The organism is Rhodococcus sp. MEB032 (assembly GCF_030208925.1).
Taxonomy (GTDB): domain Bacteria; phylum Actinomycetota; class Actinomycetes; order Mycobacteriales; family Mycobacteriaceae; genus Rhodococcus_F; species Rhodococcus_F qingshengii.
Map to the genome: position 1 here is coordinate 410,670 of NZ_JARVSY010000007.1, position 20,984 is coordinate 431,653.

Consider the following 20,984-nt stretch of genomic DNA (forward strand, 5'->3'; position numbering starts at 1 on the left):
CGAGCTTCTATGCTGGAACAGCAAGAACCATTCGACAGCAAGACAGCGGACTGAGAGGCCCGGACAGTGAAGGAAAAGGGCCGCAAGGTCATTGCGACCAATCGCAAAGCACGCCACAACTACACGATCATCGACACCTACGAGGCCGGCATCGCTCTCGTCGGGACCGAGGTCAAGAGTCTGCGTGAAGGCAAGGCGTCGCTCGTCGACGCGTTCGCCACGGTGGACAACGGCGAAGTGTGGTTGCGCTCGTTGCACATTCCGGAGTACACGCAAGGCACGTGGAACAACCATTCGCCACGGCGTACCCGAAAGCTCCTGCTGCACAAGCGTGAGATCGAGCACCTCGTCGGCAAGACCCGCGAGGGAAACCAGACGCTGGTCCCGCTGTCGATGTACTTCAACGACGGCAAGGTCAAGGTCGAACTCGCACTGGCAAAGGGTAAGCAGGACTACGACAAGCGCCAGGACATGGCCAAGCGCACCGCCGAGCGCGAGGTGACCCGCGAGCTCGGTCGTCGTATCAAGGGCATGCGCTGACCTCCATCCTGCTTGCCCTCGTGGCGGCAGTTGCCTACGGAGTCAGCGACTTCGTCGGGGGAGTTGCGTCACGACGAGTTGCCGCACTGCGTGTGGTGATCGTCTCGTATCCACTCTCGCTCGTCATCGTTCTGATCGCAGCACCTTTCGTATCCGGGACGCTGACGCCGAACGGTCTGATCTGGGGTGCGATCGCGGGCGTCACGAGTGGTCTGGCGGTCTGGTGGTTCTATCTCGCGCTGGCAACCGGCCCCATGTCGGTGGTCTCGCCGCTGACAGCTGTTCTGGTGGCGGGTATTCCGGTGCTCGTCGGCTTCGCTTTCGGTGAGCGGCCGGGGTTGATCGCGTACCTGGGTATTGCCGTCGCGCTGGTCGCCGTCGTCCTGGTCAGCCGCGAGTCGCCTGACGACACCGCGGGTGAGGTTGCCGGCGGAATCACCCTCCGCTTCACCAGACAAGTGGCTCTTCTGACCGTCGGAAGCGGTGGCGCATTTGCACTCTCGTTCATCGCACTTCACCAGATCGGCGAGGGCAGCGGGCTGTGGGCGTTGGCCGTATCTCGAGGTGCCGCGACCGTCGTGGTGTGGTTGGTCGCGCTGGCGGCCGGTCACTTCGTTCTCCCACGACGCGAGCCACTCAAGCTCGCGGTGTACGTCAGCGTCCTCGACGTCGTCGCGAACGGGACGATGATCTACGCCTTCCAAGGCGGAATGCTCTCACTGGTCAGCGTGATCGGTTCGCTGTATCCGGCTGCGACGGTTCTGCTCGCCATGGTGATGCTGGGCGAGCGGGTAAGCCGCGTGCAACAAGCGGGAATGCTGTTGGCGCTGGCGGCAGTCGGCATGATTGCCGTCGCTGGGGCGTAGTTCCTTTTCAGCGGCTGTGACCCGTACGCCCATCGTAGGAACGCGCTGTTTCATTCCTCGACGAGTACCTGGGCTACTTGCACGCCGGATACCCCGATCCGCCACCATCCTGTCAAAAGAGTCCCGCGTGGTTTGAACTGGTCTCCGATTGGCGGAGTGTCCAAATTGGAAACGCGGCGGCGGTGCGAGTTTGGTATCGCACCAAACTCAGGGCCTCGGGATAGCTCATGACGGCTCGACAATGCCCGCGGGCGAACCAAATTCAGTACTCCGCAGGAACATCCGAGTGGCCGCGGAAAGGTGGGCCACGGTTTCCTCCGGATCTCCGATATCAGCGGTGAACACCTCGACTCCCAACACGACGTCGGGAGCCACGACCCCCAACGACCGCACAATCTCCGCGATCGGCGCCGTTCCCTCGCCAGGAGCCAGGCGGCCGGTCATCGGTACATAGGGATCGTGGCGGTCAGGCTGGACGCGATCGCTGATCTGCACTTCGAATACCTGACCATGGGTAACCTCTGCAAGCTGGGTCGGCGTACCACCCGAGCGCAGAAAGTGCCAAGTATCGAACAGGATTCCAACGCCGGGGTGGTCGGCTCGCCGGACGATGTCCAACGCCGCACCGAGATCCGGTATTCCTGTGCCGGGGATGAACTCCAGACTGACACGAACTCCGACCTCGGCTGCGCGGTCGGCGACTTGTCGCACCGCCGACGCCAGCGCGTTTCTCTTCACTGTCGGATCACCCAAGAAATGGGCGACGTTGAGAGTGCGAGCGTGAAGCGCCTCAGCGGCTTCGAGACACTCGTCGAGATCTACCATGAGCTTGCGCCAGTGTGGAGGTACCTCATCCAGTCGAGCAGAGCCGGGTAGATAGGTCATGAGCGCATCGATCACGCCAACAGTCACACCTAGACCGTCCAGGCGCTCCCGCACTCGGGAGTCGGCACTCTTCACAATCGAATATTGCGAGGGATGAACAGTGATCTCTGGAAAGCCGCCCCTACGGGCCAACTCGGCGAGCTGTATCAAATCAGCGTGTGGGATGCATCCCCAGCAGAGGGCAGTGCCCTCGATTGGCTGCACAGCCTGGTAGGTCATCGATGGCCACTTCTCTTCGTCACTCACACACACTCGGAGGTGATGTGCTGGTCCTGTCGTTGCGACTGCCGGCGGAACGAATACGGTCGACGCGGCTTACAGGTTGGAAGTCCAACATTGGACTGCGAAAGCGAGCTACCAGTGCGCGGGCCGTTTGTTTTCTATCTGGCTGCTCAGTAGTCAAATCAGCAAAAGGAGTTGAACCGCAGACTTTCAGGGGCGCGAAGGCAGCGCCGCAAGAACGTCGTCGTCGAGCTTCCACTCCGCGGCGGCAACATTTGATCGCACTTGTTCGGGGTTCATCGCACCGATGATCACAGAGGGAACGCTCTCCTGCGCGCACAGCCACGCTATGGCGAGTTCGAGTATCGAGTGTCCGTACGCTTGTGCGAACGCTGACAGTTTCTCCACGTACTCGAAGTTCTCTTCCGTCGCCAGTGTGGCGAAGTACGGCGCACTGGCTAGTCGGCTGCCGGTCGGAAACGGCCGTCGCATCGTGTACTTACCGGTGAGCATTCCGGAAGCAAGCGGAAAGAAAGGGATGATTGACATTCCGACCTCGTGTGCGGCGGGAACAATGTCTGCCTCGATCGCGCGGTTGAGCAAATTCCATTCGACCTGGTTCGCCAATAAATGCAATGCGCCAGTACCGGTGGCGATGCCCTCGGCCTGCCTCATCTGATCCGCGGAGTAGTTCGAGCAAGCTACGTGGCGGGCTTTCCCTTTGGCTACCAGCCCATTCAACGCCTCGATGGCCTCCTCCAGTGGAGCATCGGGGTCAGGGACATGCTGGTAGTACAAGTCGATTCGGTCGGTGCTGAGTCGCCGCAAGCTTGCCTCACAGCTATCCTCGATGCTTCGTGCGAGTACTCCGGGCTTGTAATCGACCTCACGCGGGCGTGGAATCGCTTTGGTGGCGATTACCACCTGGTCTCGTTGACCTGCGAGCGCCTTGCCGAGGATTTCCTCCGAGCGTCCGTTTCCGTACATCGTCGCTGTGTCAAAGTGGGTGACGCCCTCATCGAGGGCGGTACGGACGACCTCCGTACTCCCCTCAGGGTCCAGTCGGGTACCAAAGTTGTTACACCCTAAGCCAATACGCGAGACTTGAAGATCGCGCGCGAGTTGTCGTAATTCCATGTCATTCCCCTTGTTTTCGCCACATACGTGAATTCGTCGCCCCGCGAACTCGACGAATGATTGGACGCAAGATCAATTACCCTGCAAGAGCTCTGAGCGGTCGGCAGGCCCTGTGGGACGAACGAACATCTACATTCCATACATCGACAAGGTGGGTCCGCCGAACCACTTCATCGGAGCGATTCAAATCGTGCACGAGCCCGGACCGCAGTAGGAAGTGGTTTTTCCACTCATCGGGATTCCTCTTCTCGGTCATGATGATTCATCGGGCTAGCTATCTCGCGCGGAGACAGGCGGCGCGGTACAACAGGTGGAATTGGTTTGGCCGGATTCTCAGTCATCTCTCAACGATGTGCACCCGCTCCACCGAGTCACCCGCTTGTAGATGTCCTCGCTTCTCGGAGAATTTTCCTCAGCCGCGTCTGTCGGCCGGCGCTGCGCGTAGGTGAACCCGCTCGCCCTGTTTTCCGAAGAGGCTGATCGCCTCGGCCGGCCGGCCGTCGGCAGCACTGATGCGGTGCGGGATGTGCGTGTCGAACTCGGCGGCCTCGCCTGCCCCCATGATGAAATCCCGGTCGCCGAGTTGGAGTCGGATGCGCCCGGACAGAACGTAGACCCACTCGTAGCCCTCGTGGGATCCCGGTTCGCGATCGTCGTCGGTGGGCGAGATGATCATCTTGTAGGCCTGCAGATTGCCGGGTTGACTCGTCAACGGAATGACCGTCATACATCCGACCGTCCGAGGTTCTTCGCGCACGCGCGGATCTTTGATCTTGCTGTTCACGAGGTCGTCCAAGGGGACGCCGTGTGCCTTGGCAATCGGCAGCAGAAGCTCCAAGTTGGCTCGGCGAGTACCGGATTCGAGTCTCGACAGTGTGCTGACGCTGATGTCGGTGGTCTCCGACAAATCGGCCAGGGTCATGTCGGACTGTTGGCGCAACGCACGTAGGCGAGGGCCGATGCCGGCTAGTACGGCTTCGAACGATGTTTCGGTCATGCACTCATTTTGCCAAAGTGGCAACAGCGTTTGTCAAGACTGCGTTCTCTTGTCATTCTGGATTCATGACGCAGAACTCATTCGACGTAGCAGTAATCGGAGCCGGTGCGGCAGGCCTCAACGCCGCACTCATTCTCGGTCAGGCACGCAGATCCGTGATCGTCTTCGACAACGGATCGCCACGGAACGCGGCCGCCGACCACATGAACGGATTCCTCTCCCGTGACGGCATGAACCCGGCAGAATTGTTGACCATCGGCCGAGGTGAGGTCCGCAAATTCGGCGGCGAGTTCCATGACGGCACCGTTGTCTCCGTGACACGGGACGGCGAGAAATTCTCGGTAGAACTGGCTGACGGCATCAAGATTCAGGTGCGCAAGGTGCTTGTTTCGACGGGTCTGACGGACCGCCTAACGGTAGAACTCGAAGTCTTCGGCGAGCGTTGGGGACGCGATGTGTTGCACTGCCCGTACTGCCACGGGTACGGCGTGCGTGATCAGCCGCTCGGCGTGATCGCCAAGAGCGCGGAATTTGCGATGCACCAGGCGCTCATGGTTCGCCAGTGGTCCGATGACGTGGTTCTCTTCCTTCATCGCATCACCGAACTGAGTTCCGAAGATCGGGAAAAGCTTGCGGCTCGCGGTATTTCGATCGTCGAGGGTGAGGTTGCCGGTCCCGTCGTCGAGGATGATCGGTTGGTGGGCGTGCGGTTGGCCGACGGCAGTGTGGTCGCGCGTTCGGCGGTCTTTGTCGGTGGCGCCCTCACGATGGACCCCAACGATGCGATCTTGCGCGCATTCGGTGCGCAGCGCGCCGAGACGATGATGGGCGATTTCGTCACAGTCGACATGATGGGGGCCACAAGCGTGCCCGGCGTGTTCGCTGCGGGCAATGTCGTGGACCCGGGTGCCCAGGTCATCATGGCCGCAGCCGCCGGGGCGAAGGCCGGAGCGGGGATCAACATGATGTTGACCAACGACGACCTCGGGGTTGCACTCGCGCTTCGCAGTTGAATTGTGCGTAGCGTGGGGTGATGGACGCAGTGAGAGTGTTGATCACGGGTGCGACCGGATACATCGGCGGACGTCTTGCCCCTCGCCTGGTCGAAGAGGGTCATCGAGTTCGAGTGGTAGTGCGCAGCCCGGAGAAACTACGCGATGTTCCCTGGCACGATTCCGTGGAGATCAAGCGCGGGGATCTGACCGACAGTGCCACCCTCTCAGGTGTTTTCGATGATATCGACGTGGTCTACTACCTCGTTCACGCCATGGGTGGGGGAGGGTCGTTCTCGGATATCGACAAGCGAAGCGCGGAGAACGTCGCCGCCGCTGCCCGCGATGCGGGGGTGCGACGGATCGTCTACCTGGGCGGGCTTCATCCCTCCGACCGAGAGTTGTCGACTCACTTGCAGTCCCGGCTCGAAGTCGGTCGGATCCTGCTCGAGTCCGAGGTTCCGACGGTTGTGTTCCAAGCTGGAGTGGTGATCGGATCGGGTTCGGCGTCCTTCGAAATGGTGCGCCACTTGACCAATCGGCTTCCGGTGATGACCACACCCAAGTGGGTGCACAACAACATTCAGCCGATCGCGGTGCGTGACGTACTCCACTATTTGATCGCAGCCGCGGCGACGACGCCGGAGGTCAACCGCGCCTTCGACATCGGTGGGCCGGATGTCATGCAGTACGGCGAAATGATGAACACCTACGCCGACGTCGCTGGATTGGTACGCCGACGCATCCTCGTCCTGCCAGTCCTCACCCCGCGTCTGGCAGGTCACTGGGTGGGATTGGTCACGCCGATCCCACGAGGTTTGGCGATGCCCCTGATCGAATCCCTGCAGAACGACGCGGTGATGCACAATCACGACATCGACAGCTTCATCCCGCCTCCCGCCGAGGGCCTCACGCCGTATCGAGAAGCGGTGCGACTGGCACTTCGAAAGATCGACACCGGTGAGGTGGAGACGGCGTGGTCCGGTGCAACGATCGCGGGCGCTCCATCCGATCCTCTTCCATCCGACCCGGATTGGGCCGGCGAAGCGGTCTACGTCGATCATCGCGAACGTGACTGCGCGGCGGATCCGAAAACCCTCTGGTCGGTGGTCGAGTCGATCGGCGGCGAGAACGGTTGGTATTCATTCCCTTTGGCGTGGGCCATTCGGGGGTGGATGGACCGCGCGGTCGGTGGTGTCGGACTGCGCCGGGGCAGGCGGGATCCACGCCGGCTCAACACGGGCGAAGCCCTGGACTTTTGGAGGGTCGAAGAAATCGATCGAGGCAAGTTGCTCCGATTGCGCGCCGAGATGAAGGTCCCGGGCGGAGCATGGTTGGAGTTGCGGGTATCAGAAGGCCCAGTCGGTGCCGACGGACGGCCGGTGGGTTCCCACCTCGATCAACGCGCGGTCTTCTTCCCTCGCGGGCTCGCAGGACGGGCGTACTGGTATTCGATCCTTCCTTTCCACGGAGTTGTCTTCCAGGGGATGATCACCAACATCACCGGTGCCGCCGAGCGTGAGATGGCTGCAGTGCAGGAAACGGGTGCAGTGCAGGAAGCGGGTGCAGTGCAGGAAACGGCTGGGCCGAAGGACACGGAAAGTGCCGCCGATTAATTGGTATGACTTCCGAACTTCGGCGCGTTATAGTGAATAGCCCCACGAAAGACGCGGGGCACACACGGGGCTGAACGGTTTCGACTGCGTGTGTTGAGTTAGGGGAAGCGTGTCGGTGCAGGCAAGAGACCACCGTAAGCGTCGCTGCAAACCTATAAGCGCCGATTCCAATCAGCGCGACTACGCTCTCGCTGCCTAAGTAGCGAAGCGTGTCTGTCAGCCCGGGGTTGCCCTCGACCCGGTTCCTGGCATCAGCTAGAGGGCTTTACTGTTCGGCTCGGTCACGGAGTCGGATGGGACATCAAACAGTGACTGGGATCGTCATCCTGGCTTGTTCGCGAGACTGGGAGATCCAAGTAGAGACTTAGCGAACTGCACACGGAGAAGCCCTAGCGATTCAACGTAGGACCCGGGTTCAATTCCCGGCAGCTCCACAACAGGTCGGGCCGGAGAGCACACGCTCTCCGGCCCGGCCCTTTTTGCTGCCTTTTTGCTGCTGTCTTGCTGCGGCCCTCTGCTGTGTGGCCCGGGCCTTCTTGCGATCAGGAGCCGAAGAATCCCAGGTCGACCGAGCCGACGAAGCCGGGAGCTTCCTTGGCCAGCGGCTTGCCGTCCAGATCGGCAGGCAATGCAACGCCCAGGCTCTGGAGGATTGTCGGGGTGATGTCAGCGATCGTGTACGAGTCTGTGTTCTTACCGGCCGCGTATCCCGCGCCGCGTGCTATGACGAATGTCGTTGCTTCCGCGGGTGTCTGACCGCCGTGCCCACCGGCGGGCTTGTGCCCGTGATCCGCAGTGACCAGTACAGTCCACTTCTCGCCGGTCTTTGCTGCGCGCTGATCGACGGCATCGACAATCTTGCCCACCTGAGCATCGACCGAGGCGATCGACTCTTCGTACGCAGCGCCGTTGGTGCCGCCGCTATGTCCCGCGCCGTCCACCTGATCGAGTTGGGTGAAGATCAGGTCAGGTCCCTTGTCTGTGATGTCGCGGGCGACGGCGTCTGCCGTCGCAGCGTCGGTGGCCGCTCCGGAACCTGCATCGGCCGTGGTGACGACAACGTCGGCTTTCGGTGTCCCACTGGAGGCGATGTTGTCGATGCCGCCCCAGGTGGAGATCGATTCGGTGAGGAGGGAGGGCTTTGCTGTTTCCAGTCGGGTGAAGACGCTCGGGTAGAGGTCGAAGCGGGCGCCCGCGTACGTGTTGTCCTTGACTCCGTGCTTGGTATCCCAGACTCCGGTCAGGATGGTCGACCACGACGGTCCGGAGATGGTGGTGTGGCCGAGGATGGAAGATTCTCCGCTGGTTCCATCGGCGATCAGCTTCTGGAGACGGGGAGCGTCGGCGGTCTTGATGTGGCTGAGCATAGTGCCGTCGAGGCCGATGACAACTGTCTTCTCGGCGGCCGACGGATTGAGGTCGGACGATCCGGGAATTGCTGCAGCAGTTGCAGTTCCGGCAGCAACAGCGCCGGCGAGGAGGAGTGTGATAGCGGCTGAGGTGCGTGCGATTTTCTTGGTCACGCTAAGCATCTTGCGATAGGACTAGACCAATTGCACTACCTGGATGTGAGGGTTGTCCTGTTGTTCACGGTAGATTCAGATTGGACTAGACCAATGTTTCCTCAGGCAGCCCAACCGTCGAGGATGACGCTGACCGCGTGATCGAGGTGAAGGGGCTCGCCGTCCCATCTTGGGATGATCGCGTCGTCGGGTATGTCTCCGCGCAGTAGGCCATCAGCGAATCCCTCGGTCGGTGGTGCTGGGTCGATGACGTCACCATTGGCGTAAAGGAACTCGAACTTCTGCTCGCCGAGAGCAGTGATCGTGAACTGGCCGTCATGCAGCGCGCGGTGGCAGGTGCCGCACAGCATGATCAGATTGTCCAAGTCCGTATTTCCGCCGCGTCCCCAGAATTTCACGTGATGTGCGTGTAAGAAGCGAGTCCGCCCGCAACCCGGTGTGCGGCAACATCCGTCGCGGTAATTCAATGCCAGCATTTGTTTGGCGCTGACGACGCGGGTCCTTCGGCCCAGATTCAAAACGCATCCCTCCTTTGTCGTTCCCAGGCGAAATTTCGCGTTGCAGAGCACTTCCTCGGCGGCACTTTGGGGGAGCGCGGGTCCACTCGGTACACGGACGGTGTTCGCTTCGTGGAAGAACACAACTTCGTTCGCGGCGGCCTTGGACGTGCGGTCTGTGACTGCGGCGGTGGCGAGCTCTGCCATCGCGACGAGTCCTGGTCCGATATTTCCGGCCGGGTTCTTTGTGGCCTTCTCGTCGACAGGGCGGATGGCAGCGGTTCGGGTGCGTTCACGTTCCGCCGCCGCCAATGCTGCGAGGATTCGGGCGCCGTCCTGCGCGGGCAGGCGTCCTTTGATGACAAACTCGCCCGTATCCGAGTCCCAATGCCAGCGGACCTGAAGATGTTCGGGCGCTTTGCTTTTGCCAGATTCATTGTCGGTTGCATTACGCAGACCTGCGGCGAGACGATCGATCTGGGCTGCGGGCGCCTCGCATCCGAACCGAACCATCTGCTGTTCGTTTGACGGCGTGGTGACCCGGGTGAGTGCGCGAACCTTCGAGTAGGACAGCCGGCCTTGCTCGAAGGCCTTCCGCATCTCGGGCAAAGGGCGGAGCGCTTTGGCGACGCGAACATATTCCCTGCCGGTGTGCAGGCTCATTCCACATTTCCACGACAGCCAGTGGGCGCATGAATGCAGTCCAGGGCCGGCCCAGCCGCGGTCTTCGTCGAACTTCGACAGGAGGGTGAGGAATCGAGCCGTGGCCGCCGCGATCTGGCCGGCGAGAGCGCAGATTTCGGAGCCGAGTTGCTCTACGTCGCTTCGGGTGGAACCCTGCGTTTCTTCATTGATCAGTGCTGCGGTATCGGTCAGTTCTGCGGTATCGGTCAGTTCTGCGTTCATCGTTGCCCCCGGCGCGTGTCCGACAATGTTTCGAATGTACGTTCGATGATAGATGCCAGTACCGACACACATCCGTGGATGAGGACGGAAAGCGTCCCCGCGGGGACGTCTAACCGCTGCCGATCGAGTACTCGGCGTAGGTACCGACATCCTCGAAGCCGACGTTTCGATAGAGCTGTGCGCCGTCGCTGGACGCCTGAAGTACAGCGGTTCGGGCACCTCGCTCGCGGGCGATGTCGAGTGCGGCAAGGGTGACCGCCGAGCCGAATCCGCGTCGGCGCGCCGTTTCGAGTGTGACGACCCCATACAGTCCGGCGACGTCGGCGGCAAAATGGACCTCGGCTCCGGCGACAGACTGGGAGTTCGCGTATCCCACGACAAACGAACTCCGCGAGCGCTCATCGAGGATGTCATCGGCGGTGTCTTCGAAGAAACGTATTACTGCGGTTGAGGGCGGCGACCAATTGGCGGCCATCACGGCGGCGTAGTCGGCGAGCTGCGAACGAGTCGTCACTCGCTGAACGCACAGTTCTGAGACAGGCGTTGGGCGTGGGACGACGTTCAAGTCTGCCGTCATCGCTCTTTCTTCCTCGGAGCGCACGCAGCCGACGGCTGACAAGCGAGCGCCGAGGTCAGAGGGCTTGTCGCGCGGACCTGTCCACCAGGAGAACGGACGACCGGTTGCTCGAAGCCACGCGAGTACGTCGAGTAGTCGTCGGTCTTCTTCCGGGCCTTCAGCAGCAGGTACAGCGAAGCGCGCACCAGCGATGATGTTGAAAGTGTCGTCGGTGAGGCCGCTGTCTGCGACGACAACATCTGCAGAGACCGTGACCGATCCCGTCGGCAAGTGTTCATGCAGGTGGCAGGCATGGGATACCAAGTTGGCGTCCATGGCGTCGAGGACATCGCCGACGAGTGCTTCACGATTCACAAAAGAAATTCTACGAACCCCATCCAAATGGTTTTCGGCTCCGAATGCCGTGTATGACGCCCAACCGACGGCAACAGCAGGACGGTGACCAGCACCTGGTGGTGCTAGTGCTGCCTGGAGGAAAGGTATCGAGCCATCGCCCGGCTCGCGCCTGGCATCTGTCCAACCTTCGGATGTGCCCGTTCACCGCTCAGCTTCGCCTCTCCGGTGTCAAAGCGGTGCAGGCTCGCTATCGAGTTCGAGGTTGGAACGGTGCCGAGCGCAGTCCGGTCGCCGACGCCCGCGCCGCACTCGACGCGATAACGAAACGTAATTCACAAGCTCAGGTGATCCTGCTGGGGCACTCGATGGGCGGACGGGTCGCCGCCGAACTATGTGGCGATCCGGCGGTGGTCGGTGTGGTCGCGCTGGCGCCGTGGTGGCCCGATGGAACGTCGGTGAATCTGCGTTCGGACACACCACTGTCAGTCCTTCACGGCACGGCTGACTCCTGGACCGATCCGGAGGTGTCGCGGCGAAAGGTCGACGAACTGCAGGCGTCGGGTAAGAGCGCTGAATGGATCGGCATCGACGGCGCAGGCCACTTCATGCTCCGTCGGGCGGCGACTTGGCATCGCCTCGTCGCGGATGCAATCGCAGGAATGAATCGCGGGGTAGCCGCAACAAAGATGGGAGAACGACGATGAGTTCCGACAAGCGCAAGGTGGCCGTCGTCGGTAGTGGTGTCGCAGGTCTGACAGCGGCGTGGGTGCTCAGTAAGGACAGTGACGTCACCCTCTACGAAGCGGATTCACGGCTCGGCGGGCACGCGGACACCCATTCGGTGACCGACCCGGAAGGGCGAAGCCTCGCCATCGACACGGGGTTCATCGTCCACAACGATCGCACCTATCCGACATTGTTGCGATTGTTCGCAGAACTAGATGTGCCTACGCAGGAATCCGATATGAGCATGTCGGTCAGGTGTGGGGGGTGCGGGCTCGAGTACTCGGGAGGCCAAGGGTTGCGCGGCGTTCTCCCGACGCCGGGGCTGCTGGTGAACGGCAGTTTTCTGTCGATGTTGATGGAGGTCAAGCGCTTCCACCGCCGTGCCCGCGCATTGCTCGACAACACGGATCCGTCGGCACCTGACCAGACGCTGGGAGTGTTTCTGCGCAGCGGCCGGTTCTCCGACTACTTCACCGCTCACTTCATGACTCCGCTCGTGTCGGCAGTCTGGTCGTGTGATCCCGGCTCGGCCCTGAAATATCCCGCGCGGTACCTGTTCTCGTTCCTCGATCACCACGGAATGCTGAGCGTCACTGGATCGCCCACCTGGCGAACAGTCACCGGTGGATCGGGCGAATACGTTCGTCTCGTCGCCAAAAGTATCGGGGATATCCGCCTGAACACGCCGGTTCGCGCCGTCCACCGGTTCGACGATCGCGTCGACATTCGTGACGGCGACGACCAGATCCAGACCTTCGACGCAGCCGTGGTCGCAACGCATCCGCAGCAAGCGCTGAAGATTTTGGCGGATCCGACGCCTGTCGAATCCCAGGTCCTCGGTGCAATGCCGTACTCCGTCAACCACACCCAACTTCACACGGACGAAAATGTGCTGCCCGGCAACACCAATGCGCGCGCGTCGTGGAACTACTACATCCCTGAATGCAACGCGAAGCCGGATCACGTTCTGGTCAGCTACGACATGACGAGGTTGCAGCGGCTGCCGGAGACCGGCCGGCGCTACCTGGTGACGTTGGGGGGAGACGAAATGGTGGCCCCGGACTCGGTGATCGATCAGATGACCTACGAGCATCCGCAGTACACACCCACCTCCGTCGCCGCTCAAGCGCGGCTTCCCGAGTTGGACTCGGACGTGCTCGCGTTTGCCGGTGCGTACCACGGATGGGGCTTCCACGAGGACGGTGCACTCTCTGGCCTGCGCGCCGCCGAACGCGTCGGAGGTCGGTGGCCGTGACCGCACCCATCACGCCGTCCATCGTTCATACGAGCATTCGGCACGTACGAACGGAGCCGTTGCACAACGAGTTCGAGTACCGAAGCTACAGTTGGCTCGTCGACGTCGACGATTTGCCCGAGCTCCCGAAGGCTTTGCGGCCCTTGGCGAAGTTCGACGCCGGGGATCACCTCGGCGACCCCGCTCGATCGATTCGTGCCAACGTCGAGACTTTTCTGACAACCAACGGACTGGAGTTCGCCGGCGGTCGCATCCTCATGCTTACGAACGCGCGTGTGTTCGGCCATGTGTTCAACCCGCTGAGTGTGTTCTGGTGTCTGAACGACGACGGCAGTCAGCGGTGCGTCGTTGCCGAGGTTCACAACACCTACGGCGAACGGCACTGCTACCTGCTCGAAACCGACGAACGTGGCGGGGTTCGCACGTCCAAAGAGTTCTACGTATCTCCGTTCAACGATCTGGACGGCGAGTACCGGATGCGACTTCCGCTACCCGACACCGCGCTCGCGCTCTCGATAGTTCTGGCCCGTGACGGCAAGGCGCCCTTCGTGGCCACGGTGTCCGGTCGTTGTGTGCCGGCGACGACGCGCGAGATCGTGCGCAGTGCGCTCGCCATCCCGCTGGCTCCGCTCCGAGTCGCCGCGCAGATCAGATTTCAAGGAATCCGGCTGTGGGCCAGGCGCTTACCCATCGTTCCCCGACCGCAACATCACCCGCAGGAGGCAGTGCAATGACCACAACCACTCTCGGCACCGAACCTTCCGCTCACACGATCGAAACCGAGCGGTGGCCGGGCGTCGCCACCGTGCCGAGCGGGCTCAAAGTGCGGGTTGCATCACCGGTTGCCCGCGCCCTGTTCCACAAGGCGGTCGCACGTTTGCCGCTGCGTGTCCAGATGCCCAACGGTGAGTTCTCCGGTGGCGGTAGCCCCGATTCGCCGTTGATGGTCATTCACCGCCCAGACGACTTCGCTGCTCGTGTGGGTGACAGTGGTTTGATCGGATTCGGCGAGTCGTACATGGCGGGCGATTGGGAAGCATCCGACCTCACTGCGGTCCTGGAAGTCTTCGCCTCCCGCGTGGCGACGCTCATTCCCGACTTCCTGCAGCGGCTACGAGGCCTCTACATTCCGAAGCAGCCTCGCAGTGAGCGGAATTCGACGCAGAACACGCGCTCGAACATCTCCCGGCACTACGACCTCTCGAACGAGATGTTCGAACTGTTCCTCGACGACACCATGACGTATTCCAGTGCTCTCTTCGAAGATTTGTCGGTAGGAGCTACCCCGTCGTGGGACGTGTTCGCAGCGGCGCAGCATCGGAAGATCGATCGACTGCTGGATGGCGCAGGTGTCGGACCCGGTTCGCGAGTGCTCGAAATCGGCACAGGCTGGGGAGAATTGGCGATCCGAGCTGCCCAACGGGGAGCGACGGTGCGCTCGGTGACACTTTCGGTCGAACAGCAGGAATTGGCAGCGAAGCGGATAAGCGCTGCGGGACTGGCAGATCGCGTTCAGGTCGACCTTCTCGACTATCGGCAAGTACAGGGGGAGTACGACGCCGTTGTGTCGGTCGAGATGATCGAGGCCGTCGGCCACCAGTACTGGGGAAGCTACTTCCAGACGATCGACGCCCTGCTGGCGCCGGGTGGGCGCGCGGCGATCCAAGCCATCACGATGCCGCACGATCGAATGCTCGCGACCCGCAACACCTACACCTGGGTGCACAAGTACATCTTCCCCGGCGGATTTCTCCCGTCGGTGCGGGCGATCGAGGACGTCACCGAGCGCATGACAACCCTGCGGGTGCGTGAGCGGATGTCGATGGGCGATCACTACGCGCAGACGTTGCGACTGTGGGACGAGCGATTCAGCGCTCGCACCGACGAGGCGTCCGCGCTCGGGTTCGACGCAGTGTTCGCGCGCATGTGGCATTTCTATCTCTGCTACTCCGAGGCGGGGTTTCGGTCGGGGTATCTCGACGTCCAGCAAATTGTTCTCGATCGGAGGAACCAGCGATGACTGCCACAATGGATCGAACGACACAAGGTACCGGCGTTGCGGGTCGTCTCTCGGACATCCTCAGTCCACTTGTCGGCGGCGAACTTCCGGTGCGGTTGACTGCATGGGACGGCAGCACAGCAGGTCCGGAAGATGCTCCGAAGGTGACGCTTTACAGCCCGAACGTTTTGCGACGCTTGCTCTGGAATCCCGGCGAGTTGGGGGCTGCGCAGGCGTATGTTCTTGGCGAACTCGACGTCGAGGGCGATCTAGGCGACGCACTCACACACGTGTGGAAGGTGTCTGCCGAGCGGGGGCTCGGGTCGATTACCCCGACACCGTCGCTCGTCTTGGCCGCGGTCAAGGCTGCGCGATCCTTCGGTGCTTTCGGGAGACCTTCGGCTCCACCGGCGTCGCAGGCTCAGGTGAAGGGCCGCTTGCACAGTCTCGCCCGCGACCGCGAGGCGATCGGGCACCACTACGATTTGTCGAACGATTTCTACCAATTGATCCTCGATGAGAACATGGCGTACTCCTCGGGCTATTGGACTTCCGATGCACCGGACTACACGCTCGAAGACTCACAGACAGACAAGCTGGACCTGGTGTGCCGCAAGGTCGGTCTCGATCGAGCGCGAGGCTTGCGGTTTCTCGATGTCGGCTGTGGTTGGGGCTCGCTCAGCCTGCATGCAGCGCGGGAGTACGGCGCCAGGGTTGTCGGAATCACGATCTCGGCGGAGCAGAAGGCTTTTGTCGACGCGAAGGTCCGCGCGCTCGGTTTGGAAGACTGGGTCGAGATTCGCCTCCAAGATTATCGAGAGATTCCAGACGGTCCCTTCGATGCGGTCGCTTCCATCGAGATGGGTGAGCATGTCGGTGAGGACAACTATCCGACCTACGTGAAAGCGCTCCACGACAATGTTATTGCCGGTGGCCGTGTGCTGATTCAGCAGATGTCCCGCACTGGCCCGCACCCCGGGGGAGGTCCGTTCATCGAGTCGTTCATCGCGCCGGACATGTACATGCGGCCCGTCGGTCGCACTGTTGCGATGATCGAGGAAGGTGGACTCGAAGTGCGGGACGTCCACGCCCTGCGTGAGCACTACGTGCGGACCGTCGACGCGTGGATCGAGACCTTCGAATCGAACTGGGATCGCGTCGTGGAACTCGTAGGTGTCGAAGTCGCCCGGGTGTGGCGTCTCTACCTCGTCGGCGGAGGAATGGCATTTCGGGACGGCAGGATGGGCGTCGATCAGATTCTGTCGGTCCGGCCGCACGGTGATGGTCGATCGGGTATGGAACCGGTACGGCCGCAGTGGGTGTCGCGGCGATGAACGGATTCGACTGGGGCGCGTTCGGAGTGGTCACACTCACGAGTCTGCTGGCGATCGCCGTCGGAATGGCGGTGACAGCCACGATCGGTGTACGGATCGGGCGCCACAACGTTGTCGACGTGTCGTGGGGCGCCGGCTTCGTTCTGATCGCGCTCGTGTCCGCGATAGTGGGAACCGGCGACCTCTGGCGCCGGTTGCTGATGCTTGCGCTCGTGGCGATCTGGGGTCTGCGGTTGGCGACGCACATGGCGATTCGATCGCGTGGCAAAGGTGAAGACCCGCGGTACGAAGAAATGCTCGGACGAGCGACGGGTAATCGAACGCTGTATGCGATCCGCAAGATCTATCTCACGCAGGGGATTTCGTTGTGGTTCGTCTCCCTGCCGATCCAGGTCGCAGCAGTGTCGAACGGCAGCTTCGGACTTCTTGTCGTACTCGGAATCGCGCTGTGGATTGTCGGCGTCACGTTCGAGACGGTCGGCGACCGACAGATGGAGGAGTTCAAATCCGATCCGGGCAGCCGTGGCCACATCATGGATCAAGGTTTGTGGGCATGGACGCGGCATCCCAACTATTTCGGCGACGCGTGTGTCTGGTGGGGGATCTTCCTCGTCTCGGCGTCCGTGTGGCCGGGGGTGTTGACCGTCCTCTCACCGATCGCCATGACGTACTTCCTGGTCTTCGCCACCGGAGCGCGGTTGCTCGAGCGACACATGGAACAGCGTCCGGGCTATCGCGAGTATCAGCAGCGGACAAGTTACTTCATTCCTCGCCCGCCGAAAGCCCGCTCCGGGACGTAGGCTCTTTCGGGTGAGGCCAGAGCATGGGTGATCTGAAACTGCCGGCTGCGGTATGCGCGGTTGCCGTCGGCGGAGGGTTGGGCGCGCTCAGCCGCTACGGTCTGGGGGAGTTCTTTCCCCACATCTGGACGACGCTGGTCATCAACGTCGTCGGCTCGTTCGTTCTCGGTGTTCTCGCGGCCCTGCTCGTGCACAACAAGGTTGGGTACCTCTTTCTCGGCACGGGCTTCTGCGGCGGCTTCACCACCTTCTCGTCCTTCGCGGTTCACGCCGTGACGGAGAGTCCGTGGCGATCGATTCTCTATGTTCTCGGGACGTTGATTTCCGCGATCCTCGCTGCAGCACTGGGCAAAGGGCTCGGTGAACGCTGGATCCGCGCGCGGGACGGAGCGTCGGCATGACAGTTCTCCTGGTGGCACTCGGCGGCGGCGCTGGTGCGAGTGGCCGGTACCTGTTGGCGCGGTATGTGCCCGCGTACAAGGGATTTCCGGCTGCGACGTTCGCCGCGAACGTGATCGGCTGCTTCCTCCTTGGATTGTTCACCGGGGCAGCTCTTTCCACCGAGATGGCCGCACTTCTGGCGACCGGCTTCTGCGGCGGCCTGTCCACCTATTCGACCTTCGCGACCGAGAACGTCGGGATGATCGAGAGGCGCCAGACGGCGCTTTCTCTGATCTACATCGTCCTCAGTCTGATCGTGGGACTGTCCGCTGCGTGGTTGGGAATCCAGATCACGGATTGACGGATCCGGCGTCGAGCGTGCACGCCACGCGGCCAGGGTAGACAATTGTCCACAGTCGCGTCGACACAGTGGTCGACCACCGGGCCGAGGGGGATTCGTGGCGCACGAACGAGCAGGACAAGTGGCTCTGCCAGAGGATCTGATCAATGTTCCTCATCTGGTCACCGCGTATTACACGCGCACTCCGGATCCCGAGAACCCGATGCAGCAGGTACTTTTCGGCACTTCAGGACATCGCGGTTCCAGTCTCGACTCGGCGTTCAACGAAGCTCATATCCTGGCGACAACCCAGGCGATCGTCGAGTACCGCGCTTCGCAGGGAATCGACGGCCCGCTGTTCATCGGCCGGGACACACATGCGCTCTCGGAGCCTGCCTGGCTGTCGGCCTTGGAGGTCCTGGTCGCCAACGACGTCGTCGTCCTCGTCGATTCACGCGACGCCTACACTCCCACCCCGGCTGTCAGTCACGCGATCTTGCGATACAACTCGACGGGTCCGGAGGCCAAGGCCGACGGCATCGTCGTGACACCGTCACACAATCCGCCGCGTGACGGTGGCTTCAAATACAACCCGCCGCACGGTGGGCCCGCGGACACGGATGCGACGTCGGTTATCGCCGATCGAGCGAACGATCTTCTGCGCAAGGGGCTTTCCGGGGTACGGCGTGTGACGGCGGCACAAGCGCTGGACCGCGTCGAACGCTACGACTTCCTCCGCTACTACGTCGAAGACCTCCCCAGTGTCCTCAACCTCGACGCGATCCGCGATGCCGGAATCACGATCGGTGCAGACCCCCTCGGCGGGGCAAGCGTCGACTACTGGGGCGCGATTGCCGAAACTCACCGACTCGACCTCGAAGTGGTGAATCCTCTCGTCGATCCGACCTGGCGGTTCATGACGCTCGATACGGACGGCAAGATCCGCATGGACTGCTCGTCGCCCGACGCGATGGCGTCGCTGATTGGGATTCGGGATCGCTACGACATCGCGACCGGAAACGATGCGGACTCCGACCGCCACGGCATCGTCACACCCGACGGCGGTTTGATGAACCCGAATCACTATCTCGCCGTTGCCATCGAGTACCTGTTCGCGAACCGGCCAGGTTGGGGCGCAGACACCAAGGTCGGCAAGACCCTCGTGAGTTCCTCGATGATCGACCGTGTCGTGAGCAGCCTGGGCCGCGATTTGCTCGAGGTTCCGGTCGGGTTCAAGTGGTTCGTTCCCGGATTGCTCGACGGGTCCGTGGGATTCGGCGGCGAGGAAAGCGCCGGCGCGTCCTTCCTCCGACACGACGGTTCCGTCTGGACGACGGACAAGGACGGCATCATCCTTGCGTTGCTCGCGTCGGAAATCACCGCGGTGACGGGAAAGTCTCCGTCAGCGCACTACGCCGCGTTGGCCGAGAAGTTCGGGAGCCCGGCGTACGCACGTATCGATGCGCCCGCGACGCGCGCACAGAAGGCAGTCTTGGCAAAACTGTCTCCCGACCAGGTGAGTGCGACCGAGTTGGCGGGTGAACCGATCACCGCGACACTGACTGCCGCGCCCGGAAACGGCGCGGCGATCGGTGGTCTCAAGGTGACGACGGAGAACGCGTGGTTTGCAGCGAGGCCGTCCGGCACGGAGGACGTGTACAAGATCTATGCCGAGTCGATGAAGGGCGCCGATCATCTGGCTCAGGTTCAGGCAGCGGCCAAGGACTTGGTGTCCAGCGTCTTGAAGGCGAACTAGCCCGCGGACCGCTCATGTCGCCCGGCTAGAATTCCGGGCGACATGAAAACTCGTGCAGCCAAGCTGCCACAGGAAATTTGGGTACTGGTCGCCGCCAGCTTCGTCATCGCCCTCGGATTCGGGTTGGTCGCCCCGGCACTACCTCAGTTCGCGCGCAGCTTCGACGTATCGGTCACCGCCGCCACGATCGTGATCTCGTCTTTCGCTTTCATGCGGTTGGTGTTCGCGCCGATGAGCGGCACTTTGGTACAGAAACTCGGTGAGCGGCCGGTCTACATCGTCGGCCTTCTCATCGTCGCGGTCTCGACCGGTGCGTGCGCTTTCGCGGGGGAGTACTGGCAACTTCTGCTGTTCCGGTCGTTGGGCGGCATCGGGTCGACCATGTTCACGGTGTCGGCCCTCGGGCTGATCATTCGCATGTCACCGTCGGACAGTCGCGGCCGCGTGTCGGGTCTGTACGCGACAAGCTTTCTCATGGGATCGATCGGCGGCCCGCTGGTCGGCGGAGCGCTGTTGCAGTTCGGTCTGCGGATGCCGTTCATCATCTACGCAATTGCGTTGGTGATCGCCGCGCTCGTTGTCTTCGTGAGCCTGCGTGGATCTCATTTGGCGTCACCGGACAAGGCTGTCGATGTGAAGTCGATGACTCTCACAGAAGGCCTCCAGTCTCCGGTGTACCGGGCAGCGCTCGGATCGAACCTCGCCTTCGGTGGCGTGATCTTCGGAGTTCGCGTTGCCATGGTTCCCCTGTTCGTCGTCGAGTTTCTCGGCCGAGACCCCTCGATTGCGGCCTACGCCCTGACGATCTTCGCCGTCGGCAATGCGTTGGTGTTGATCGTGTCCGGACGACTCTCCGACCGCTTCGGACGCAAGCCCTTTGTCGTGAGCGGTCTGCTCATCTGTGGTCTGGGAACCATCGCAATGGGATTCACCGACAACCTCGTGGTGTTCTTCGCCATCGCCGCAGTGACTGGTGTCGGCTCCGGGCTCATGAGTCCGGCCCAGCAGGCCGCGGTTGCCGATGTTGTCGGATCGACGGCCCGAGGCGGACCCGTTCTGGCGGTATTCCAGATGATGTCCGACATCGGTGGGGTAGTGGCGCCGATTTGTGCCGGGCTGATCGCCCAACATGTTTCGTACTCGGCGGCCTTCGCAGTGATGGGAGCCGTCGTTGTCGTGTCGGCGACGGGGTGGCTGTTCGTCCCGTCGCGAACGAAGCCTGTCGAATCCGTTGTAGAAGATCTGACTGATGTGACGGTGCTAACGGATACTCCTGCGCGGACAAACCTGGACTGACCG

Annotated in this window: 20 protein-coding genes and 1 other RNA gene; 15 read left to right on the top strand and 6 right to left on the bottom strand. The window is 62.0% G+C overall.

Annotation, left to right across the window (positions count from 1 at the left end):
- Nucleotides 1-66 precede the first annotated feature (66 nt).
- Both smpB and QRN54_RS08785 read left to right on the top strand, forming a co-directional pair.
- A complete protein-coding gene (gene smpB, locus QRN54_RS08780; RefSeq protein ID WP_003942330.1) occupies nucleotides 67-540 on the top strand; it encodes an SsrA-binding protein SmpB in 474 nt (157 codons plus the stop codon).
- On the top strand, nucleotides 537-1,406 hold the full coding sequence (locus QRN54_RS08785) for an EamA family transporter (protein WP_490049708.1): 870 nt from the start codon (nucleotides 537-539) through the stop codon (nucleotides 1,404-1,406). The genes smpB and QRN54_RS08785 overlap by 4 nt, the downstream gene beginning before the upstream one ends.
- A gap of 225 nt (nucleotides 1,407-1,631) precedes the next feature.
- Here QRN54_RS08785 and QRN54_RS08790 read toward each other — a convergent pair whose 3' ends face one another.
- From QRN54_RS08790 to QRN54_RS08800, 3 genes are all read right to left on the bottom strand, one after another.
- Complete coding sequence (locus QRN54_RS08790) at nucleotides 1,632-2,510, bottom strand: sugar phosphate isomerase/epimerase family protein (RefSeq protein ID WP_161120861.1); 879 nt, start codon at nucleotides 2,508-2,510, stop codon at nucleotides 1,632-1,634.
- A gap of 213 nt (nucleotides 2,511-2,723) precedes the next feature.
- Entirely contained in the window at nucleotides 2,724-3,650 is a 927-nt protein-coding gene (locus QRN54_RS08795; protein WP_285181858.1) for an aldo/keto reductase, read from the bottom strand.
- A gap of 412 nt (nucleotides 3,651-4,062) precedes the next feature.
- Nucleotides 4,063-4,647, bottom strand: a complete 585-nt coding sequence (locus tag QRN54_RS08800; RefSeq protein ID WP_007731290.1) for a helix-turn-helix domain-containing protein — start codon at nucleotides 4,645-4,647, stop codon at nucleotides 4,063-4,065.
- Between the two features lie 65 nt (nucleotides 4,648-4,712).
- Here QRN54_RS08800 and QRN54_RS08805 point away from each other — a divergent pair, with 65 nt between their 5' ends.
- The 3 genes from QRN54_RS08805 to ssrA all read left to right on the top strand — a co-directional run bounded on the left by QRN54_RS08805 (nucleotide 4,713) and on the right by ssrA (nucleotide 7,692).
- Nucleotides 4,713-5,660 (top strand): NAD(P)/FAD-dependent oxidoreductase, encoded by a 948-nt coding sequence (locus QRN54_RS08805; protein ID WP_007731291.1) that lies wholly within the window; start codon nucleotides 4,713-4,715, stop codon nucleotides 5,658-5,660.
- Nucleotides 5,661-5,680: 20 nt separating this feature from the next.
- Nucleotides 5,681-7,255 (top strand): SDR family oxidoreductase, encoded by a 1,575-nt coding sequence (locus QRN54_RS08810; RefSeq protein ID WP_285181859.1) that lies wholly within the window; start codon nucleotides 5,681-5,683, stop codon nucleotides 7,253-7,255.
- Between the two features lie 66 nt (nucleotides 7,256-7,321).
- Nucleotides 7,322-7,692: a transfer-messenger RNA gene (gene ssrA / locus QRN54_RS08815) on the top strand.
- A 105-nt stretch (nucleotides 7,693-7,797) separates the two neighbouring features.
- Here ssrA and QRN54_RS08820 read toward each other — a convergent pair.
- From QRN54_RS08820 to QRN54_RS08830, 3 genes are all read right to left on the bottom strand, one after another.
- On the bottom strand, nucleotides 7,798-8,787 hold the full coding sequence (locus QRN54_RS08820; protein WP_502944044.1) for an alkaline phosphatase family protein: 990 nt from the start codon (nucleotides 8,785-8,787) through the stop codon (nucleotides 7,798-7,800).
- A 92-nt stretch (nucleotides 8,788-8,879) separates the two neighbouring features.
- Complete coding sequence (locus QRN54_RS08825; RefSeq protein WP_285181861.1) at nucleotides 8,880-10,181, bottom strand: HNH endonuclease signature motif containing protein; 1,302 nt, start codon at nucleotides 10,179-10,181, stop codon at nucleotides 8,880-8,882.
- 109 nt (nucleotides 10,182-10,290) lie between these two features.
- A complete protein-coding gene (locus tag QRN54_RS08830; RefSeq protein ID WP_285181862.1) occupies nucleotides 10,291-11,112 on the bottom strand; it encodes a GNAT family N-acetyltransferase in 822 nt (273 codons plus the stop codon).
- 53 nt (nucleotides 11,113-11,165) lie between these two features.
- On the opposite strand from QRN54_RS08830, the gene QRN54_RS08835 reads away from it, so the two are divergent.
- The 10 genes from QRN54_RS08835 (at nucleotide 11,166) to QRN54_RS08880 (ending at nucleotide 20,981) form a co-directional block, all read left to right on the top strand.
- Nucleotides 11,166-11,798 (top strand): dienelactone hydrolase family protein, encoded by a 633-nt coding sequence (locus QRN54_RS08835; RefSeq protein ID WP_285181863.1) that lies wholly within the window; start codon nucleotides 11,166-11,168, stop codon nucleotides 11,796-11,798.
- Complete coding sequence (locus QRN54_RS08840; protein WP_064075183.1) at nucleotides 11,795-13,075, top strand: NAD(P)/FAD-dependent oxidoreductase; 1,281 nt, start codon at nucleotides 11,795-11,797, stop codon at nucleotides 13,073-13,075. Before QRN54_RS08835 ends, QRN54_RS08840 begins: the two co-directional genes overlap by 4 nt.
- Complete coding sequence (locus tag QRN54_RS08845) at nucleotides 13,066-13,809, top strand: DUF1365 domain-containing protein (RefSeq protein ID WP_050655123.1); 744 nt, start codon at nucleotides 13,066-13,068, stop codon at nucleotides 13,807-13,809. Before QRN54_RS08840 ends, QRN54_RS08845 begins: the two co-directional genes overlap by 10 nt.
- Entirely contained in the window at nucleotides 13,806-15,095 is a 1,290-nt protein-coding gene (locus tag QRN54_RS08850; RefSeq protein ID WP_007731299.1) for an SAM-dependent methyltransferase, read from the top strand. The genes QRN54_RS08845 and QRN54_RS08850 overlap by 4 nt, the downstream gene beginning before the upstream one ends.
- On the top strand, nucleotides 15,092-16,408 hold the full coding sequence (locus QRN54_RS08855) for an SAM-dependent methyltransferase (protein WP_285181864.1): 1,317 nt from the start codon (nucleotides 15,092-15,094) through the stop codon (nucleotides 16,406-16,408). The genes QRN54_RS08850 and QRN54_RS08855 overlap by 4 nt, the downstream gene beginning before the upstream one ends.
- Nucleotides 16,405-17,208, top strand: a complete 804-nt coding sequence (locus tag QRN54_RS08860) for a DUF1295 domain-containing protein (protein WP_037130102.1) — start codon at nucleotides 16,405-16,407, stop codon at nucleotides 17,206-17,208. Before QRN54_RS08855 ends, QRN54_RS08860 begins: the two co-directional genes overlap by 4 nt.
- Nucleotides 17,209-17,231: 23 nt before the next feature.
- Nucleotides 17,232-17,609, top strand: coding sequence for a fluoride efflux transporter FluC (locus QRN54_RS08865; protein ID WP_285181865.1), 378 nt, complete (start codon nucleotides 17,232-17,234; stop codon nucleotides 17,607-17,609).
- Nucleotides 17,606-17,950, top strand: coding sequence for a fluoride efflux transporter CrcB (gene crcB / locus QRN54_RS08870; protein WP_003942344.1), 345 nt, complete (start codon nucleotides 17,606-17,608; stop codon nucleotides 17,948-17,950). The genes QRN54_RS08865 and crcB overlap by 4 nt, the downstream gene beginning before the upstream one ends.
- A gap of 97 nt (nucleotides 17,951-18,047) precedes the next feature.
- Nucleotides 18,048-19,685, top strand: a complete 1,638-nt coding sequence (gene pgm / locus QRN54_RS08875; protein ID WP_285181866.1) for a phosphoglucomutase (alpha-D-glucose-1,6-bisphosphate-dependent) — start codon at nucleotides 18,048-18,050, stop codon at nucleotides 19,683-19,685.
- Nucleotides 19,686-19,727: 42 nt separating this feature from the next.
- Complete coding sequence (locus QRN54_RS08880) at nucleotides 19,728-20,981, top strand: MFS transporter (protein ID WP_003942326.1); 1,254 nt, start codon at nucleotides 19,728-19,730, stop codon at nucleotides 20,979-20,981.
- The last annotated feature ends 3 nt before the right edge of the window (nucleotides 20,982-20,984 follow it).

What these genes read in the sequence shown, in the direction of transcription:
- QRN54_RS08790 (WP_161120861.1), bottom strand. Translation starts at nt 2,510, where the DNA reads ATGACCTACCAGGCTGTGCAGCCAATCGAGGGCACTGCCCTCTGCTGG.
- QRN54_RS08795 (WP_285181858.1), bottom strand. Translation starts at nt 3,650, where the DNA reads ATGGAATTACGACAACTCGCGCGCGATCTTCAAGTCTCGCGTATTGGC.
- QRN54_RS08800 (WP_007731290.1), bottom strand. Translation starts at nt 4,647, where the DNA reads ATGACCGAAACATCGTTCGAAGCCGTACTAGCCGGCATCGGCCCTCGC.
- QRN54_RS08805 (WP_007731291.1), top strand. Translation starts at nt 4,713, where the DNA reads ATGACGCAGAACTCATTCGACGTAGCAGTAATCGGAGCCGGTGCGGCA.
- QRN54_RS08810 (WP_285181859.1), top strand. Translation starts at nt 5,681, where the DNA reads ATGGACGCAGTGAGAGTGTTGATCACGGGTGCGACCGGATACATCGGC.
- QRN54_RS08820 (WP_502944044.1), bottom strand. Translation starts at nt 8,787, where the DNA reads ATGCTTAGCGTGACCAAGAAAATCGCACGCACCTCAGCCGCTATCACA.
- QRN54_RS08825 (WP_285181861.1), bottom strand. Translation starts at nt 10,181, where the DNA reads ATGAACGCAGAACTGACCGATACCGCAGAACTGACCGATACCGCAGCA.
- QRN54_RS08835 (WP_285181863.1), top strand. Translation starts at nt 11,166, where the DNA reads ATGACGCCCAACCGACGGCAACAGCAGGACGGTGACCAGCACCTGGTG.
- QRN54_RS08840 (WP_064075183.1), top strand. Translation starts at nt 11,795, where the DNA reads ATGAGTTCCGACAAGCGCAAGGTGGCCGTCGTCGGTAGTGGTGTCGCA.
- QRN54_RS08850 (WP_007731299.1), top strand. Translation starts at nt 13,806, where the DNA reads ATGACCACAACCACTCTCGGCACCGAACCTTCCGCTCACACGATCGAA.
- QRN54_RS08855 (WP_285181864.1), top strand. Translation starts at nt 15,092, where the DNA reads ATGACTGCCACAATGGATCGAACGACACAAGGTACCGGCGTTGCGGGT.
- QRN54_RS08860 (WP_037130102.1), top strand. Translation starts at nt 16,405, where the DNA reads ATGAACGGATTCGACTGGGGCGCGTTCGGAGTGGTCACACTCACGAGT.
- QRN54_RS08865 (WP_285181865.1), top strand. Translation starts at nt 17,232, where the DNA reads ATGGGTGATCTGAAACTGCCGGCTGCGGTATGCGCGGTTGCCGTCGGC.
- crcB (WP_003942344.1), top strand. Translation starts at nt 17,606, where the DNA reads ATGACAGTTCTCCTGGTGGCACTCGGCGGCGGCGCTGGTGCGAGTGGC.
- QRN54_RS08880 (WP_003942326.1), top strand. Translation starts at nt 19,728, where the DNA reads ATGAAAACTCGTGCAGCCAAGCTGCCACAGGAAATTTGGGTACTGGTC.